Consider the following 15,351-nt stretch of genomic DNA (forward strand, 5'->3'; position numbering starts at 1 on the left):
CAGCGCCCTGAACAGTCAAGTCGTGCAGGCGGTGCAGATGAGCAACAGCGAAACCGCCGGCTATGCGCCGTCGCAGATCGCCATCGCGCCGAACATGATGATCAGCCAGGCCTCCGGGCTGGTGGCGCAATCCGCCGCCAGCTACTTCGACGGAGTCAGCAAGATCGCCCTGGCCAGCCAGGCGATCCTGCTCCGGCAGATGACCCAGAACATCGCCGAAAACAAGCTGGCCCAGGCTGCCGAGGACGCGCTCGGCGCCCTTGCCACCGACCTGCTGATGGGCGCCGCCGCCGCGGTAGCCGCGGCGGCCGGGGCGATCGAGGCGGAATCGGCCAGCTTCGCCATCGACAAGATCGACCAGAGCATCGCCAAGTACAGCGAGACCCTCGCCAGTCGCGGCGGCAAGGACACCCAATCGTAGCCACCACCGGCGGGGCCGGCGGCGTCCGGCCCTGGCACAGGAGAGCCGTCATGGCCTATTTCAAGCTGGAAGAACCGGTCAGGTTCCATCGCTATCCCTTCGACTTCCATAGTCACTTCGCCGGCATCCTGCCGGTGGAAAGCAACAGCCGCTGGACGCGCGACCGCCGGGTCTTCCGCGTCGGCGAGCGGCAAGTGAGCCTGGAGAAAGGCCAGGAGCTTTCCCTGATCGGGCTGCTGATGAGTGCCCGCGGCGTCGCCCCGGACGTCGACGGCAAGGCGCTGGAGGAGGCTCGCCAGACCGCGCACTATGAGCTGTTCGAACTGGCTCTGCAGCGGATGGTCAGGCGCAATCCGTTCGCCGCGACCGACCGTCAGGGCTACCTGCGCGGCGAATGCGCGGCGGAGAACATCTATCTCGCCTGCCTCATCCTGGCGCAACGTTTTGGCCGGACCTCGCCGCCAGCGGCCATCGACCAGCCAGCGATCTACCTCGGCACCCTGGAACTGCTCGGTGCGAGCGCGGTTCGCGACAGCGAGACGGACCAGTTCGTCCGCTACTTCAACCGCAAGATCTGGAGCGGCAACAAGTACACGCCGTTCGACGACGCCTACTGGGCCCGCGGCGCCATCCGCGATCGCCATCCGGGCGAATTCGCCTGCCTGACGCTGGGGTTCCTCCTCCACGAAGGAATCAGCCATACCCAGACGGCGACGGGGGAAGACGAGGTGGCCGTCCTCGATTCCCTGTTCGAACAATTCAACGCCTCCGAGAAAACCGCCTACCGCCTGCTCGCCCACACCGCGCATGGCTATGCCAGCGAAGCCGCCTTCGATGCCGAGCTGCACAGGATCCTCCGTCATTTCGAAATACAGCAGGGGCAGCCACCGCAGGCCCGGCTGGTCGGCATCGACCTGCTCGGCATGGAGACCGCTACCGGCCTGTACCGACAGTTCTTCGACTTCCTCCTCGGACAGGCCGCGGTGTTTCGCCGCTACCTGGACGGCAAGCCGGAAACCCGCAAGGTGGTCCTGCACATCCATTGTGGAGAGGGGACCGGGGTGTCCGACGACAACCGGTCGCTGTGCGGTTACTTCCTGCGCAACGCCAACGCGCTGGACGATTTCTACGCAGCGCTCTCCGCCTATGCCTGGAAGTGCTATGGCAACACCATCCGCCAGGTCAAGGCGCGGCTACGCGAACGGGAGAACCTGCAGGACCGTGACAAGGCGCCCAGCGCCCTCGCCGGCCTTTTCGACGAACTGTTTTTCGGCAACAGCCTGACCGCCTCCGGCCTGCGGCTACGCCGCTTCGACATCACCAGCGGGACTACCCAGGCCCTGGTCGCCTACTACGCCCGCACCAACGTCGTGAACCTCTGCCAGGCGCTGGCCAGCCGCGACGCCGACGGCAACAGCTACTACCGCCGCCTGCTGGAGAGCGATCTGTTCAGCCTGCGCATCGGCCATGCCTACTACTACCGCAACTATCTGGCCAGCAAGTTCCCCGAGCTGTGCTTCGACACCAACCTGGGAAGCAATTTCATTACCGGCGCCTCCGGCCTCTTCGACTCGCTGCAGGAATACCGCCTGAACCGTGGCCTGCGCCATCTCGATGGATACGTCGGCACCGACCAGCTCAAGGAACTCAGTCTGGCCATCGCCTACCAGGGCGAACAGCGCCTGGACCCACAACAGATGCAGTACGTCCATGCCCTGGCGGAAAGCCAGAGCGGCTTCGACGAACTGGGCGAACACCTCCCGGGTACACCCGGCTGGGCGAAACCCGCGCTGGAACAGTTCTTCGCAAGTCAGTGCGCGCTCTACCGCTCCGAGGAGGATCGCTACTTCCAGTTCGAAGCCTACCGGCGACTCTTCGCCCAGGTCCTCAACTGGCGCTCCTATCTGCTGGGCGCCGACGGCCAGGGTGTCGAGCACTCCAACGTACAGGACGAAGCGATCCGCATGGCGCTCCTGCTCAACTATGCCGCCGCGGACCGCCACGGCCGGGTTCCGGCCGCTTCGCTGGAGAATGCCCAACGCCTGCTGGTGCAACTGGGCAGCGCCTACTGGGAGGAAACCATCGGCGCCGTCGACTTGGCCGGCGCGCCCCATCGGGACCGAGAGCTGCAGCGCTTCGAAGGATTCGCCGCCCCCGCCTCGGTCGTGCGCATCTCCACCCGCAGCAGCTGAGGAGCGACCGATGAGCGCCTACGCACGCTACATCAGACGCCGCGCGCTCGCCGCCGCGGACCGCCCGGCGCAGCGTTCGCCGGACGCCAGCGAGGAGGCACGGGACCAACCGCACCCCAGCAGGCCGGCGAGCGGAAAGCGCCTGCTGGAAATATCGGACAGCGATGCGGCCAAGCTCTTGGCCGTGCTGAAACTGCTCGGATGAGCACCCACCCCAGGAGAAGCGTCATGAAGGAAGAACTCGAAACCCTCGTCACCCAGGTCAAGGCACTCCTCACCGAATGCCTGCAAGGCTGGCTCCAGGCCCTGTCCCAGGGAGACAGCGTGGACGACCCGGCCAGCCTCGGACAGTTGGCGGTGCAGTTGAGCACCGCCTACAGCACCCTGCAGGCCGCTGCCGCCGCCTACCCCGGCGATACCGGCGGCAGCGCGCAGGCCCCCTCGGCGGACGGCACGCAGCAGTACTGAAGCCTCGCCACGACACCCCGCGCACCGCGCGTCTATCGCAGAGGAGTCCGCGCATGTCGATCTCGGAAGAATTGGGAAGGAATCTGGTCCAGCTGGCGCAACGCTGGCTGAAACGCCCCCTCACCAGCGAAGAACACGAGCAGTTGAGACAGTTCCAGCTCGGCCTCGGCAACGACGCCAGCAGCGATCCGGCCGTGCACGCGCGACAGCAGGCCGAACAGGTGATCGAGAACGGCCGGCAGCGTTCCGAAGGCTCCATCCGCCAGATCCTGCAGAACGTCCAGCAGGCCTCGACCCAGGCCCTCCGCGCCCAGGACAGCGGCGAGCAGGCGATTCTCGAGGCGGTCAATGCCGCCGGCAGCCTGGCCGAACTGCGTCCCGGCCACCTGCAGAGCGGCCAGGCAAGCGCCAACCAGTTGGTGATGTCGCAGATTGCCGACCGCCTGGCCAACCTAGTGAAGAGCGAGGTACGCCTGTGCTTCGAGCAGAACTTCGGCTCGCTCAAGCAGCAACTGGAGAACGCTATCGCCATCTTCAACCAGAGCAACCACAACACGTCCGCACCGCCGCCGGACAAGCCCGACCCGCCCGCCGCATGAGACCGCACCGACAAGCGCCCCGCCTCGCGGGGCGCTTGCATTTTCGCCGCCCGCCAGGCCTGGCGCCGACGGATTCACAACTCCCTGGCTGGAGCGTTCATCAAGACAGCACGACATGAGCCGTGCCGTTCACTCACAGGGAGTCACATCATGAGTTTTCCGACCGCAGTCAACGACCAGATCACCGATGCCGTCACCCAGTCCAACGTCAAGGTCGTCGGTGAGGCGCCAGCCATGGCGCTGGGCACCATCTACCAGACCATGGCCCACTCCACCGGGATTCTCTTCGAGAACGCGGTGAGCGCCCAGCAACAGCAGAACGCCCTGGCCCTGGCCGCCTCCAACATGGGCGTGATGCAGATCTACAGCCTCGACACCGCCGCCGATGCCGGAGCCACCGAGAAAGTCGGCCAGTTGGGCGTGGCCGACAACCTCACCAGCCTGCTGACCGTACTGAAATCCTTCACCTGAGCCTGACCCGCCGGGTCCAAGCAATCGCCGTACATCCTTCGCAATGATTCAGGAGAATCACCATGAGCTTCCCAACCGCAGTAAACAACCAGATCACCGATGCCGTCACCCAGTCCAACGTCAAGGTGATCGGTGAAGCCCCGGCCATGGCGCTGGGTTCGATCTTCCAGACCATGGCCCACTCCACCGGCATCCTGTTCGAGAATTCGGTAGCTGCCCAGCAACAGCAGAACGCCCTGGCCCTGGCCGCTTCCAACATGGGCGTGATGCAGATCTACAGTCTGGATACCAGCGCCGCCGGCGGCGCCACCGAGAAGATCGGCCAGCTGGGCGTGGCCGACAACCTCACCAGCCTGCTGACGGTGCTCAAAGCGCTGCCCTGATCGCCGCCGTCGCTACACCAGAGAAGGCCACTCCACGAGTGGCCTTTTTCGTCTCGACGATCGAGCGAGCAGATGCGGCGGGACAGCGGCCTGCCGAGGGGAACATGGGGGGAATCGGGAAAAGCACCAGGGCGGTGCGGATCGCAGAAACGAAAAAAGGGCCCGAAGGCCCTTTTCTCTTCGACCCATGCCGAAACCTGGATCATGTTTGGAGCGGGAAACGAGACTCGAACTCGCGACCCCGACCTTGGCAAGGTCGTGCTCTACCAACTGAGCTATTCCCGCGTTACAACTTGTTGCCCGTTCGGCCGAAACCGAACCTTTGACGCCTAACTTTCACCAACCCCGCCGAAGCCAGGCTGTAGAATTTGGAGCGGGAAACGAGACTCGAACTCGCGACCCCGACCTTGGCAAGGTCGTGCTCTACCAACTGAGCTATTCCCGCAATGGCGTCCCCTAGGGGACTCGAACCCCTGTTACCGCCGTGAAAGGGCGGTGTCCTAGGCCACTAGACGAAGGGGACGCGGCCCGGAACTTACAACAGATCTTTCCGGCTTCCAGTGTTTCGCGTTTGGCTTCACGCTGGAAGTGGCGCGCATTTTATGGAGCGTCCGGGGAGGCGTCAACCCTTCTGAGAAAATTTTTTTAAATCAAAGACTTCTGTGCAAATAATGAGCTGCTGCTATCAGTGGTAGCACCAAGACATTAGACTGAGAAAATTCTTACAGCGGAGTCCCAAGGTGTCGCCACTCCTCATTACCGCCCTCATCATCGGCGGGATCGCCCTCCTAATCGCCATTGGCTATATCAACCACGTGGTGGAAAACAGCAAGCTGGAGAAAGCGCGCCTGAAAGCCGAACTCAACGACCGGGTCCGGCGCTGCGCGCAGATTTCCGAGAGCCTTCCCGGCCAGTTCGTCAGCCCGTCGCTGAAGCTGTTGATGAGCCAGATCGAGCTCAGCCTCAGCGAGCAGCAACTGGCGCTGGAGAAGAAAGCCGATGCCGGGCTCAAGGCTCGCATAGAAGAGTTGCGCGCGCTGGTCGCCAAGGGCGAGTCGATCCCGGTGCGCAATCCGCCCCAGGCGATCCTGACCGAGGACAAGGCCAAGGAAGTCCGCTTCCTCTTCGAAGCCCTGCATGCCCAGCTCACCCGTTTCACCCAGGACGGCCACCTGCCGCGCAGCGAGGCGCAGATCTGGGTCAAGGAGATTCGCCACCTCCTGGTGCGCCTGCATATCGAGTTCTTCGGCAATCTCGGCCAGCAGGCCCTGCAGCAGAACGAACCGCGCCAGGCGCGCCTGGCCTTCGAACGCGGCGCCCAGTACCTGCGCAAGCAGCCCGAGCTGGCGCGCTACCAGGCGGAGCTGCAGCAGATGGAAACGCAGCTGGCCCGCGCCAACGCGATGGTGCTGAACAACAGCCAGCCGGCGAGCGAGGAGCCCAGCGAACTCAACGAGGGATTGAAGGCCCTCGATGCAGACGACCTGTGGAAGAAGAAGAACGTCTACGACTGATTCCGGCCTGCCCACGGCAGCCGTGCTATAACCCAGGCTCATATCGACCGAGGAAATCGTTATGAGCCTGACACTCTACGGAGCCCCGCTGTCTCCGTTCGTCCGCAAGGTCCGCCTGCTCCTGGCCGAAAAGGGCCTCGACTACCAGTTGGAAGCGATCGCCCCGTTCGGCCAGCCGGCCTGGTATCGCGAGATCAGCCCGCTGGGCCGCATCCCGGCGTTGCGCGACGGCGACCTGGCCCTCGCCGACTCCAGCGTGATCTGCCAGTACCTGGAAGAACGCTATCCCGAACCGCCGAATCTCCAGGGCGACGCCCCCGCCGGCCGCGCAGCGGTGCGCTGGCTGGAAAAATACGCCGACTACGAGATCGCTCCCCTGGCCACGCTGACGATCTTCCGCAACCGGATACTCAAGCCGGCGATGGGCCAGGCCTGCGAGGAGAACGACGTGCGTCGCGCGCTGGAGGAAAAGCTGCCAGCGCACTTCGATTACCTGGAAAACCATCTCGACGGCCGGGCCTTCTTCGTCGGCGAGCGACTGACCCTCGCCGACCTGGCGATCGCCAGCCAGTTGGTCAACCTGCGTCACGCCGGCGAAAACCTGGACGAGCAACGCTGGCCGGCCCTCGCCGCGCATTTCGCGCGGATGCTCGAACGCCCGGCGATGCAAGCGCTGCTGCCGGGGGAACGACGGACCCTCGACAAGCTCGCAGCGAAAGCCTGAACGCGTCGCTCAGCAGTCCGTCAGGCGCAGGAATATCTCCACCAGGCCTTCGATCCCGGCCTGGTCCTCGGCGCTGAAGCGTCCCACGCTCGGGCTGTCCAGATCGAGCACAGCGACCAGGCGGCCGTCCTTGAGCAGAGGCACCACCAGTTCGCTGCTGGAAGCGCTGTCGCAGGCGATGTGGCCGGGAAACGCGTGGACGTCGTCGACCCGCTGGGTCAGCCGGGTACGCGCCGCGGCGCCGCAGACGCCCTTGGAGAAGGGAATGCGGACGCAGGCGACCTTGCCCTGGAACGGTCCCAGGACCAGTTCCTCGTTGCGGTTCAGATAGAAGCCGGCCCAGTTCAGGTCGTCCAGCTCATGGAAGAGAAAGGCGGAGAACTGCGCGGCGTTGGCGATGAAATCGCGCTCGTCGGCGAACAGCGCCTCGGCCTGCGCCGCCAGCAGGGCGTAGCCGGCCAGCCCGGCGCCAGATTGCTGCAGATCGATCATGCCTGGCGCTCCAGCAGTTGCTTGCCCACCCAGTAGCGGGAGAACTGATAGGCGCAACGGCCGTTGCGGTTGCCGCGGCCAAGCGCCCAGCGGATCGCTTCCTTCTCCAGCTCCTCGCTCCAGCTCCAGGCCAGCCCGGCCTTCTCCGCGAGCACGTCCACCCAGTGGCGAACCACGCTGAGGAAATGCTCCTGGGTGAAGGGATAGAACGACAGCCACAGGCCGAAACGGTCGGACAAGGCGATCTTGTCCTCCACCGCTTCGTTGGGATGCAGCTCGCCGTCCACCATCTTCCAGTTCTCGTTGTCGCTCTGCTTCTCCGAAACCAGGTGCCGGCGGTTGGAGGTGGCGTAGAGCAGCACATTGTCCGGCGCCTGTTCCAGCGAGCCGTCGAGCACGCTCTTGAGTACCCGGTAGTCGCCTTCCCCGGCATCGAACGAGAGGTCGTCGCAGAACAGCACGAAGCGCTGCGGCAGGCCTTGCAGTTGCTCGACCACGCGCGGCAGGTCGGCCAGGTGGTCGCGCTCGATCTCGATCAGGCGCAGCCCGGCGCCGGCCAGCTCAGCCAGCAGCGCACGAACCAGAGAGGACTTGCCGGTCCCGCGGGCCCCCCAGAGCAACGCGTGGTTGGCCGGCTGGCCGGCGACGAACTGGCGGGTGTTGCGTTCCAGTTGCTCGCGCTGCCGCTCTACGCCCAGCAGGTCGGCCAGGCGCAGGTCGAGGCTGACCTCCAGCGGCTGCAGGTAGCCGCTGCGGCCGTCGCGGTGCCAGCGCGCCGCCAGGCTGCGCTCCCAGTCGACGGCTTCGCGTACGGCCGGCAGCAGCGGCTCCAGGCGCGCGAGCACGCTTTCGGCGCGGGCAAGAAAATCGCTCAATCGGGAATCCACTCTGTTCTCCTCGGATCGGACTGACGTCACGGATCGATCATCGGTTGCGCCCAGGAACCCCGACAGACGGTCGGGATGGGCTATGCTAGGCGGCAGAACCTCGCCAAGGCTGATCCCCGCCCCCATGGATATAGCGCTGACCCATCGCCTGTCGTTCAAACAGGCCAGCCTCACCGTGCTGGTGGCCTTTATCCTGGGAACCCTGCTCAGCCTGATTCAGGTTGGCGTCGATTATGCCAGCCAGGACGCATCCATCAATCGCGAAGTGCGCGCGCTGCTGGACGTCAGCCACAACCCCGCCGCGCGAATCGCCTACAACATCGATGCGGAGCTGGCCCAGGAGCTGGTCCTCGGCCTGCTGCGTTCGCCCGCCGTGGTCCGCGCGGAAATCATCGACACCTCCGGCCTGCCGCTGGCCAGCGCCTCGCGCGAACCCGCCGAAAGCCGCCTGCGGCCGCTCAGCGACTTCCTCTTCGGCCACAAGCGGGTCTACGAGGACCCGTTGCATGTCGACCATGCGCCGGGCGAGGCCCTCGGCGTACTGCAGCTGGAAATCGACACCTTCGTGTTCGGCAACGACTTCCTCCGTCGCGCCGGCATCACCCTGCTCTCCGGCTTCGTGCGCAGCCTGCTGCTGTCGCTGATCCTGCTGGTGCTCTTCTATACCCTGCTGACCAAGCCCCTGGTCAGCCTGATCCAGGCCCTCAGCGGACACGATCCACGCTCGCCGGCACGCATGCGCCTGCCCTGCCCCAAGGGCCACGAACGCGACGAGATCGGCGTGCTGGTGGAAGTCATCAACCGCCAGCTCGGGCGCATCTCGGTAGAGATCGAACAGCGCCGGGAGGCGGAGAACCGCCTGACCCAGTACCTGGAGGAGCTGGAAAGCATCGTCGCCGCCCGTACCGCCGAGCTGAAGGCCGCCAACGCGCGCCTGACGCTATCCAACCAGGAACTCGAAGAAGCCCGCCAGACCGCTCTCGATATGGCCCAGGCCCGCGCCAGCTTCCTGGCCAACATGAGCCACGAGATCCGCACGCCGCTGAACGGCCTGCTCGGCATGCTCTCGCTGAGCCTCGACGGCCCGCTCACCCCGGAACAGCGCCAACAGCTGTCGATCGCCCACGACTCCGGCAAGGTACTGGTGGAATTGCTCAACGACGTGCTCGACCTCTCCAAGTTCGAGGCCGGGCAACTGGTCCTGGAACAGATCCCGTTCGACCTGGGCGTCCTGGTGGAAGACACCGCCAGCCTCCTCTCGCAGAACGCCGCGGCCGGCGTGGAGTTGACCTGCCTGGTCGACCCCGCCCTGCCCGCCCAGGTTTCCGGCGACCCGACGCGGATTCGCCAGGTCGTCAGCAACCTGCTGTCCAACGCGCTGAAGTTCACCCGCCTGGGGCGGGTCGACGTTCGCGTGGAAGCCACCGCCGAGGGTGTGCGCATCAGTGTGCGCGACACCGGCATCGGTATCGCCCAGGAGGCGCTGGATCGCATCTTCCAACCGTTCACCCAGGCCGACGCGGGTATCACCCGCCAATACGGCGGCACCGGCCTCGGCCTGGCCCTCACGCGCAAGCTGTGCGAGGCCATGCAGGGCGAACTGACGGTGGAGTCGACGGTCGGCCTGGGCAGCCTGTTCAGCGTCGGCCTGCCGCTGGCACCGGTCAGCCCTCCGCTACAGGCGCTGCCGCTGCGCGGCCGGGTGATCGCGCAATGCTCGGCCAACAGCGGGCTGGCGCAGCTGCTGCAAACCTGGCTGCCGCGCTGGGGCCTGGAGTACAAGCGCCTGGAGACCGACGACAGCCTGCTCGGCCACTCGCTCGACGTACTGATATCGGATTGCCCGGACTGCCTGATGGGACTGCGTCCGAGCATCGGTACGCCGATCCTGCTGGTCACCGCCTACGGCAGTTTCCTCGAACCGGAGCTGGCCCGCCGCCTGTCGCCGTTGCGCCAACTGGCCAGGCCGCTGAGTCGCAACCAGTTGTACCAGGCCCTGAAACACGTGCTCGAACACACCGCCATAGCCCCGTCGAGCGCCTCGGACACCGCGGGAGAACAGCGCAACACCCGGGTCCTGCTGGTGGAGGACAACCCGGTCAACCAGTTGGTCGCCAAGGGCCTGCTGCACAAGCTCGGCTGCCAGGTATGGATCGCCGAACACGGGCTGAATGCCCTGAAGATGCTGGAGGAGCATCCCATCGACCTGGTCCTGATGGACTGCAACATGCCGGTGATGGACGGCTACGAAGCGACCCGGCAGATCCGCGACAGCGGACGCTGGGGCGGCCTGCCGATCATCGCGCTGACCGCCAACGCCCTGCCGGACGAGCGCGAACGTTGTCGTGCCGCCGGCATGGACGACTACCTGGCCAAGCCCTTCCACCGCGACGAACTGAAGGCCATCCTCGACCGCTGGTGCCCGCTCACCGCGGGCGACTAGCCGGTCTCGCGACGACGGCTAGCCTCCCACCACCAGGCGAAAACGCGACAGCAACCCGCCCAGGCGCTGGTGCAGGTCGAACATCTCGTTGAGGTCGAAACCGGTGCTGCAGATCAGTTGCTGGCGCAGCGGAATGACCCGTTCGCGCAAGGTGATCCCTGGCACCGTCAGCGCCAGGTGCACCTCCCGCTCATCGTGGCTGGCGCGACGGCGATCCACTAGGCCGAGCTGTTCGAGGCGCTTGAGCAAGGGCGTCAGGGTTCCCGAGTCGAGCAGCAGGCGGTCGCCCAGGGCCTTCACCGTCGGCTGCTCCGGCGGGCTCGCATGCCACTCCCAGAGCACCAGCATGACCAGGTACTGCGGATAGGTCAGGCCGATCTGTTCGAGCAGCGGCCGATAGCCGCGAATCACTGCGCGCGAGGCGGCGTACAGCTTGAAACACAGCTGGTTGTCGAGCAGCAGCGATTCTTCGACGCCATCCGGCCTGGCGACTTTTCCCCGGGTGCTCATTCAAGCAGCGCCTCGATCGCCGAGCTCAGCTCCTCCGGCTTGGTGGTCGGCGCGTAGCGCTTCACCACCTGGCCATCGCGGCCGATCAGGAACTTGGTGAAGTTCCACTTGATGCCCTGGCTGCCGAGCAGGCCCGGCGCGCGCTTCTTCAGGCTGACGAACAACGGGTGGGCGCCGGCGCCGTTGACCTCGATCTTCCTGAACAGCGGGAAGCTCACCCCGTAGTTCAGTTCGCAGAACTGCGAAATCTCGCCCTCGTCGCCCGGTTCCTGCTTGCCGAACTGGTTGCAGGGGAAGCCGAGCACCACCAGTCCGCGCTCACGGTATTTTTCCCACAAGGCCTCCAGCCCCTGGTACTGCGGGGTGAAGCCACATTTGCTGGCGGTGTTCACCACCAGCAACGCCTTGCCGCCGAAATCGGCCAGGGTCTTCTGTTCGCCCTTGATGGTGGTGCAGGGAATGCTCAGCAGCGAATCGCTCATGGCTTGTCTTCCTTGTTGAGGGTGGGTCTCGAAACAAAGTAGCTCGCAATTCAATTGCACACAACTTGATTGAATGAAAAACGACCCGAACCAAAGACGGGTCGTCGCTCTCTAGCTCTCCCGCGGCACCAGCTTCAGCGAGGCCGAGTTGATGCAGTAACGCAACCCGGTGGGCCGGGGGCCATCCGGGAAGACGTGCCCCAGGTGGGCATCGCAGCGGCCGCAGCGGACTTCGATGCGGTGCATGCCGTGGCTGAAGTCGTCCAGTTCGCGGACCGCCTCGGCGTCCACCGGCTGGAAATAGCTCGGCCAACCGCTGCCGGAGTCGTACTTGGCGTCGGAGTCGAACAACGCCGTGCCGCAGCAGGTGCAATGATAGATCCCGGGGGTCTTGGTGGCGTGGTATTCGCCACTGAAGGCGCGTTCGGTACCGCCCAGGCGACAGATGTGGAACTGCTCTTCGGTCAACTCCTCGCGCCAGGAGTCCAGGGGTTTGTCGATCTTGCTCATCGGCTCTACCTCGCGATCTGAAAAATGCCCGGCGCTCCCTTTTCCGGGGGACGGGCCGCACGTATCATGCGTGCTCCTTATAGACGCCAGTCTGTCATCCGCGTTACAGCCTGCCAAGCCGCGATCCAGCGGGCTTTTCGCAGCCTGTTCCACGGTGTTCGCTCACTTCGGGACTCGACACATCATGCAGGTCAGCAAATCGAACAAGCTCGCCAACGTCTGCTATGACATTCGCGGGCCGGTGCTCAAGCACGCCAAACGCCTAGAGGAAGAGGGTCACCGCATCCTCAAGCTGAATATCGGCAACCCGGCGCCGTTCGGTTTCGAAGCTCCCGAGGAAATCCTCCAGGACGTCATCCGCAACCTGCCGACCGCCCAGGGCTACAGCGACTCCAAGGGTCTGTTCAGCGCGCGCAAGGCAGTGATGCAGTATTACCAGCAGAAGCAGGTGGAGGGCGTCGGCATCGAGGACATCTACCTCGGCAACGGCGTGTCGGAACTGATCGTGATGTCCATGCAGGCGCTGCTGAACAACGGCGACGAGGTGCTGATCCCCGCTCCCGACTACCCGCTGTGGACCGCCGCGGTCAGCCTCGCCGGCGGCAAGCCGGTGCACTACCTGTGCGACGAGCAGGCCAACTGGTGGCCGGACCTCGAAGACATCAAGGCGAAGATCACGCCGAACACCAGGGCGATGGTGATCATCAACCCGAACAACCCCACCGGTGCGGTGTATTCCAGGGAAGTGCTGGAAGGCATGGTCGAACTGGCCCGCCAGCACAACCTGGTGCTGTTCTCCGACGAGATCTACGACAAGATCCTCTACGACGGCGCCGTCCACGTCTCCACCGCCTCGCTGGCGCCGGACGTGCTCTGCCTGACCTTCAACGGCCTGTCCAAATCCTACCGGGTGGCCGGCTTCCGCTCCGGCTGGGTGGCGATCTCCGGACCCAAGCAGCGGGCACAGAGCTATATCGAAGGTCTCGACATCCTCGCCAACATGCGCCTGTGCGCCAACGTCCCGGCGCAGCACGCGATCCAGACCGCCCTGGGCGGCTACCAGAGCATCAACGATCTGGTCCTGCCGCCGGGGCGCCTGCTGGAGCAGCGCAACCGCGCCTGGGAACTGCTCAACGACATCCCCGGCGTCAGCTGCGTGAAGCCGATGGGCGCGCTGTACGCCTTCCCGCGGATCGACCCGAAGGTCTGCCCGATCCACAACGACGAAAAGTTCGTCCTCGACCTGCTGCTCTCGGAAAAACTGCTGATCGTCCAGGGCACCGCCTTCAACTGGCCGTGGCCCGACCACTTCCGGGTGGTCACCCTGCCCCGCGTCGATGACCTGGAGCAGGCGATCCTGCGCATCGGCAGCTTCCTCAAGGGCTACCAGCAGTAACCCCCCGCTCCCGCGGCGCCGCTGGCGCCGCCCTGCCCGGCGACCCATCCATGGACCTGCAGATCGACGACTTCCACAAGGACGCCGCTGGCGGCCTCCTGCTTCTCTACCAGGCGTTTCCGCGCAAGACCGCGCTCTACGTCGAAGACCTGATCGGCCGCGAGGCGCCGGACGAGTTCGGCCTGCCGAGCAAACGTCACCAAAGTTGTCTGGGCGCGCTGCTCTGGCTCGCCGAGGAAGGCTACCTGCGCTTCGCCAACACCATTCATTACGAGGCTCTCGACCAGGCGGTGCTCAGCGAAAAGGCCTTCCTAAGACTTACCCGTATCGTCCCCCGGGCCGCGGCGGCGCTGGCCGAGGCGCCGGCCAGCGTGCGCCGCGAACAGGCCAGCCTGGCCAACCAGTTGCGCCAGGCGCTGGCGCAGGGCGACGGCGAACGCCTGGCCGGGCTGACCCGCCTGCTGTTCGAGGGCAACCTGGGCGCGCAAGGCGACACAGTTTGAAATAGTCCCTCGATTGAATCGCCATGGACCGCCCCTTATATAACCCCGCATGATTATCAGGAGCCCGTTCGCCCGCCCCGGCGGCCTGCGAACCGCGCTCCGTGCCTTCAGCCGTGAGGAGAAGCTTTACACCATGATGCGCATCCTGTTGTTCCTGGCCACCAACCTGGCAGTCCTGGTGATTGCCAGCATCACCCTGAAACTGCTCGGGGTGGACCGCTTCACCGGCCAGAATTACGGCAGCCTGCTGGTCTTCTGCGCCGTGTTCGGTTTCGCCGGTTCGCTGGTCTCGCTGTTCATCTCCAAGTGGATGGCGAAGATGAGCACCGGTACCGAAGTCATCAGCCAGCCGCGCACCCGTCACGAACAGTGGCTGCTGCAGACCGTCGAAGAGCTGTCCCGCGAAGCCGGCATCAAGATGCCGGAGGTCGGCATCTTCCCCGCCTACGAGGCCAACGCCTTCGCCACCGGCTGGAACAAGAACGACGCGCTGGTCGCGGTCAGCCAGGGCCTGCTCGAACGTTTCTCGCCCGATGAGGTGAAAGCCGTCCTCGCCCACGAGATCGGCCACGTCGCCAACGGCGACATGGTCACCCTGGCGTTGATCCAGGGCGTGGTGAACACCTTCGTGATGTTCTTCGCGCGAATCTTCGGCAACTTCGTCGACAAGGCCATCCTGAAGAACGAGGACGGCCCGGGCATCGGCTACTTCGTCGCGACCATCTTCGCCGAACTGGTGCTCGGCATCCTCGCCAGCATCATCGTCATGTGGTTCTCGCGCCGCCGCGAGTTCCGCGCCGACGCCGCCGGCGCCCACCTGGCCGGCACCGGCGCGATGATCGCCGCGCTGCAACGCCTGCGTTCGGAACAGGGCGTGCCGGTGCAGATGCCCGACACCCTGAACGCCTTCGGCATCAATGGCGGCCTCAAGCACGGCCTGGCCGGCCTGCTGATGAGCCACCCGCCGCTGGAAGATCGTATCGAAGCGCTGCGCGCCAGCGCACGCTGATCCGCTTTCACACTTGGGACAGGGCGACCATCGGTCGCCCTTTTTTTATGCCCGGGAAAGCCACCTATCCATGGTCGCTTTGACAGCCGCGAGCCAGCCCCGGAACATGCGGGTCCGTGATTTCGCCCGATGAGGTTCCCATGCAGATCCGCGCCGATTTCGACAGCGGCAACATCCAGGTCATCGATGCCAGCGATCCCCGCCGGATCCGCCTGGCGATCCGTCCCGACCTGGCCAGCCAGCATTTCCAGTGGTTCCACTTCAAGGTCGAGGGCATGGCTCCCGCCACCGAGCACCGCTTCACCCTGGTCAACGCCGGCCAGGCGGCCTACAGCCATGCCTGGAGC

At 65.2% G+C, this 15,351-nt stretch carries 19 protein-coding genes and 3 tRNA genes; 14 read left to right on the top strand and 8 right to left on the bottom strand.

Annotated elements, in window-relative coordinates:
- The 7 genes from FFS27_RS14830 to FFS27_RS14860 all read left to right on the top strand — a co-directional run.
- Positions 1-421: hypothetical protein (locus tag FFS27_RS14830; protein ID WP_137952078.1), on the top strand; the 421-nt coding region annotated here is incomplete at its 5' end.
- Positions 422-471: 50 nt separating this feature from the next.
- Positions 472-2,613 carry a hypothetical protein gene (locus FFS27_RS14835; protein ID WP_021264259.1) on the top strand — a complete coding sequence of 714 codons (2,142 nt, stop codon included), beginning with the start codon at positions 472-474 and terminating at the stop codon, positions 2,611-2,613.
- Positions 2,614-2,623: 10 nt separating this feature from the next.
- On the top strand, positions 2,624-2,818 hold the full coding sequence (locus tag FFS27_RS14840) for a hypothetical protein (protein ID WP_021264258.1): 195 nt from the start codon (positions 2,624-2,626) through the stop codon (positions 2,816-2,818).
- Positions 2,819-2,841: 23 nt separating this feature from the next.
- Positions 2,842-3,081, top strand: coding sequence for a hypothetical protein (locus FFS27_RS14845; protein ID WP_003116567.1), 240 nt, complete (start codon positions 2,842-2,844; stop codon positions 3,079-3,081).
- 53 nt (positions 3,082-3,134) lie between these two features.
- Complete coding sequence (locus FFS27_RS14850; protein ID WP_003090901.1) at positions 3,135-3,680, top strand: hypothetical protein; 546 nt, start codon at positions 3,135-3,137, stop codon at positions 3,678-3,680.
- A 150-nt stretch (positions 3,681-3,830) separates the two neighbouring features.
- Positions 3,831-4,151, top strand: a complete 321-nt coding sequence (locus tag FFS27_RS14855; RefSeq protein ID WP_003108980.1) for a RebB family R body protein — start codon at positions 3,831-3,833, stop codon at positions 4,149-4,151.
- Between the two features lie 62 nt (positions 4,152-4,213).
- Positions 4,214-4,534, top strand: a complete 321-nt coding sequence (locus FFS27_RS14860; RefSeq protein WP_003108983.1) for a RebB family R body protein — start codon at positions 4,214-4,216, stop codon at positions 4,532-4,534.
- Between the two features lie 209 nt (positions 4,535-4,743).
- Here the strand turns inward: FFS27_RS14860 and FFS27_RS14865 are convergent.
- From FFS27_RS14865 to FFS27_RS14875, 3 genes are all read right to left on the bottom strand, one after another.
- A tRNA-Gly gene (locus FFS27_RS14865) sits at positions 4,744-4,819 on the bottom strand.
- A gap of 84 nt (positions 4,820-4,903) precedes the next feature.
- Positions 4,904-4,979 (bottom strand) — tRNA-Gly (locus FFS27_RS14870).
- A 2-nt stretch (positions 4,980-4,981) separates the two neighbouring features.
- A tRNA-Glu gene (locus FFS27_RS14875) sits at positions 4,982-5,057 on the bottom strand.
- Between the two features lie 217 nt (positions 5,058-5,274).
- On the opposite strand from FFS27_RS14875, the gene FFS27_RS14880 reads away from it, so the two are divergent.
- Both FFS27_RS14880 and FFS27_RS14885 read left to right on the top strand, forming a co-directional pair.
- The gene (locus FFS27_RS14880; RefSeq protein WP_012613931.1) at positions 5,275-6,048 is read left to right on the top strand and encodes a hypothetical protein; all 774 of its coding nucleotides are present in this window, start codon (positions 5,275-5,277) and stop codon (positions 6,046-6,048) included.
- A 61-nt stretch (positions 6,049-6,109) separates the two neighbouring features.
- Positions 6,110-6,772 carry a glutathione S-transferase family protein gene (locus FFS27_RS14885; RefSeq protein WP_003098798.1) on the top strand — a complete coding sequence of 221 codons (663 nt, stop codon included), beginning with the start codon at positions 6,110-6,112 and terminating at the stop codon, positions 6,770-6,772.
- Between the two features lie 9 nt (positions 6,773-6,781).
- Here FFS27_RS14885 and FFS27_RS14890 read toward each other — a convergent pair whose 3' ends face one another.
- Entirely contained in the window at positions 6,782-7,264 is a 483-nt protein-coding gene (locus FFS27_RS14890; protein WP_021264209.1) for a GAF domain-containing protein, read from the bottom strand.
- Positions 7,261-8,151, bottom strand: a complete 891-nt coding sequence (locus FFS27_RS14895; protein WP_003090906.1) for an ATP-binding protein — start codon at positions 8,149-8,151, stop codon at positions 7,261-7,263. The genes FFS27_RS14890 and FFS27_RS14895 overlap by 4 nt, the downstream gene beginning before the upstream one ends.
- An 82-nt stretch (positions 8,152-8,233) precedes the next feature.
- Here FFS27_RS14895 and sagS point away from each other — a divergent pair, with 82 nt between their 5' ends.
- A complete protein-coding gene (gene sagS, locus FFS27_RS14900) occupies positions 8,234-10,594 on the top strand; it encodes a two-component system sensor histidine kinase/response regulator SagS (RefSeq protein WP_003130830.1) in 2,361 nt (786 codons plus the stop codon).
- Between the two features lie 18 nt (positions 10,595-10,612).
- On the opposite strand, the gene ospR is transcribed toward sagS, so the two are convergent.
- The 3 genes from ospR to msrB form a co-directional block, all read right to left on the bottom strand.
- Positions 10,613-11,104 (bottom strand): hydroperoxide stress response transcriptional regulator OspR, encoded by a 492-nt coding sequence (gene ospR / locus FFS27_RS14905; RefSeq protein WP_003090908.1) that lies wholly within the window; start codon positions 11,102-11,104, stop codon positions 10,613-10,615.
- Positions 11,101-11,586, bottom strand: a complete 486-nt coding sequence (locus FFS27_RS14910) for a glutathione peroxidase (protein ID WP_003090910.1) — start codon at positions 11,584-11,586, stop codon at positions 11,101-11,103. Before FFS27_RS14910 ends, ospR begins: the two co-directional genes overlap by 4 nt.
- A 111-nt stretch (positions 11,587-11,697) precedes the next feature.
- Complete coding sequence (gene msrB / locus FFS27_RS14915; RefSeq protein ID WP_003090911.1) at positions 11,698-12,096, bottom strand: peptide-methionine (R)-S-oxide reductase MsrB; 399 nt, start codon at positions 12,094-12,096, stop codon at positions 11,698-11,700.
- A 184-nt stretch (positions 12,097-12,280) separates the two neighbouring features.
- Here msrB and FFS27_RS14920 point away from each other — a divergent pair, with 184 nt between their 5' ends.
- The 4 genes from FFS27_RS14920 to FFS27_RS14935 form a co-directional block, all read left to right on the top strand.
- Positions 12,281-13,492 carry a pyridoxal phosphate-dependent aminotransferase gene (locus FFS27_RS14920; RefSeq protein ID WP_003090913.1) on the top strand — a complete coding sequence of 404 codons (1,212 nt, stop codon included), beginning with the start codon at positions 12,281-12,283 and terminating at the stop codon, positions 13,490-13,492.
- Between the two features lie 50 nt (positions 13,493-13,542).
- Positions 13,543-13,995, top strand: coding sequence for a hypothetical protein (locus FFS27_RS14925; RefSeq protein WP_003115276.1), 453 nt, complete (start codon positions 13,543-13,545; stop codon positions 13,993-13,995).
- A gap of 133 nt (positions 13,996-14,128) precedes the next feature.
- The gene (gene htpX, locus FFS27_RS14930) at positions 14,129-15,004 is read left to right on the top strand and encodes a protease HtpX (protein ID WP_003090915.1); all 876 of its coding nucleotides are present in this window, start codon (positions 14,129-14,131) and stop codon (positions 15,002-15,004) included.
- Positions 15,005-15,144: 140 nt separating this feature from the next.
- A partial coding sequence (locus FFS27_RS14935; RefSeq protein ID WP_256659504.1) for a M14-type cytosolic carboxypeptidase occupies positions 15,145-15,351 on the top strand: 207 nt, incomplete at its 3' end.

It is taken from the genome of Pseudomonas sp. 2VD, from assembly GCF_005503585.1.
Taxonomy (GTDB): domain Bacteria; phylum Pseudomonadota; class Gammaproteobacteria; order Pseudomonadales; family Pseudomonadaceae; genus Pseudomonas; species Pseudomonas aeruginosa.

Coding starts and splice junctions, on each gene's coding strand:
- FFS27_RS14845 (WP_003116567.1), top strand. CDS start 2,842: ATGAAGGAAGAACTCGAAACCCTCGTCACCCAGGTCAAGGCACTCCTC.
- FFS27_RS14885 (WP_003098798.1), top strand. CDS start 6,110: ATGAGCCTGACACTCTACGGAGCCCCGCTGTCTCCGTTCGTCCGCAAG.
- FFS27_RS14920 (WP_003090913.1), top strand. CDS start 12,281: ATGCAGGTCAGCAAATCGAACAAGCTCGCCAACGTCTGCTATGACATT.
- FFS27_RS14835 (WP_021264259.1), top strand. CDS start 472: ATGGCCTATTTCAAGCTGGAAGAACCGGTCAGGTTCCATCGCTATCCC.
- htpX (WP_003090915.1), top strand. CDS start 14,129: ATGATGCGCATCCTGTTGTTCCTGGCCACCAACCTGGCAGTCCTGGTG.
- msrB (WP_003090911.1), bottom strand. CDS start 12,096: ATGAGCAAGATCGACAAACCCCTGGACTCCTGGCGCGAGGAGTTGACC.
- FFS27_RS14850 (WP_003090901.1), top strand. CDS start 3,135: ATGTCGATCTCGGAAGAATTGGGAAGGAATCTGGTCCAGCTGGCGCAA.
- FFS27_RS14855 (WP_003108980.1), top strand. CDS start 3,831: ATGAGTTTTCCGACCGCAGTCAACGACCAGATCACCGATGCCGTCACC.
- FFS27_RS14910 (WP_003090910.1), bottom strand. CDS start 11,586: ATGAGCGATTCGCTGCTGAGCATTCCCTGCACCACCATCAAGGGCGAA.
- sagS (WP_003130830.1), top strand. CDS start 8,234: ATGCTAGGCGGCAGAACCTCGCCAAGGCTGATCCCCGCCCCCATGGAT.
- ospR (WP_003090908.1), bottom strand. CDS start 11,104: ATGAGCACCCGGGGAAAAGTCGCCAGGCCGGATGGCGTCGAAGAATCG.
- FFS27_RS14840 (WP_021264258.1), top strand. CDS start 2,624: ATGAGCGCCTACGCACGCTACATCAGACGCCGCGCGCTCGCCGCCGCG.
- FFS27_RS14925 (WP_003115276.1), top strand. CDS start 13,543: ATGGACCTGCAGATCGACGACTTCCACAAGGACGCCGCTGGCGGCCTC.
- FFS27_RS14890 (WP_021264209.1), bottom strand. CDS start 7,264: ATGATCGATCTGCAGCAATCTGGCGCCGGGCTGGCCGGCTACGCCCTG.
- FFS27_RS14860 (WP_003108983.1), top strand. CDS start 4,214: ATGAGCTTCCCAACCGCAGTAAACAACCAGATCACCGATGCCGTCACC.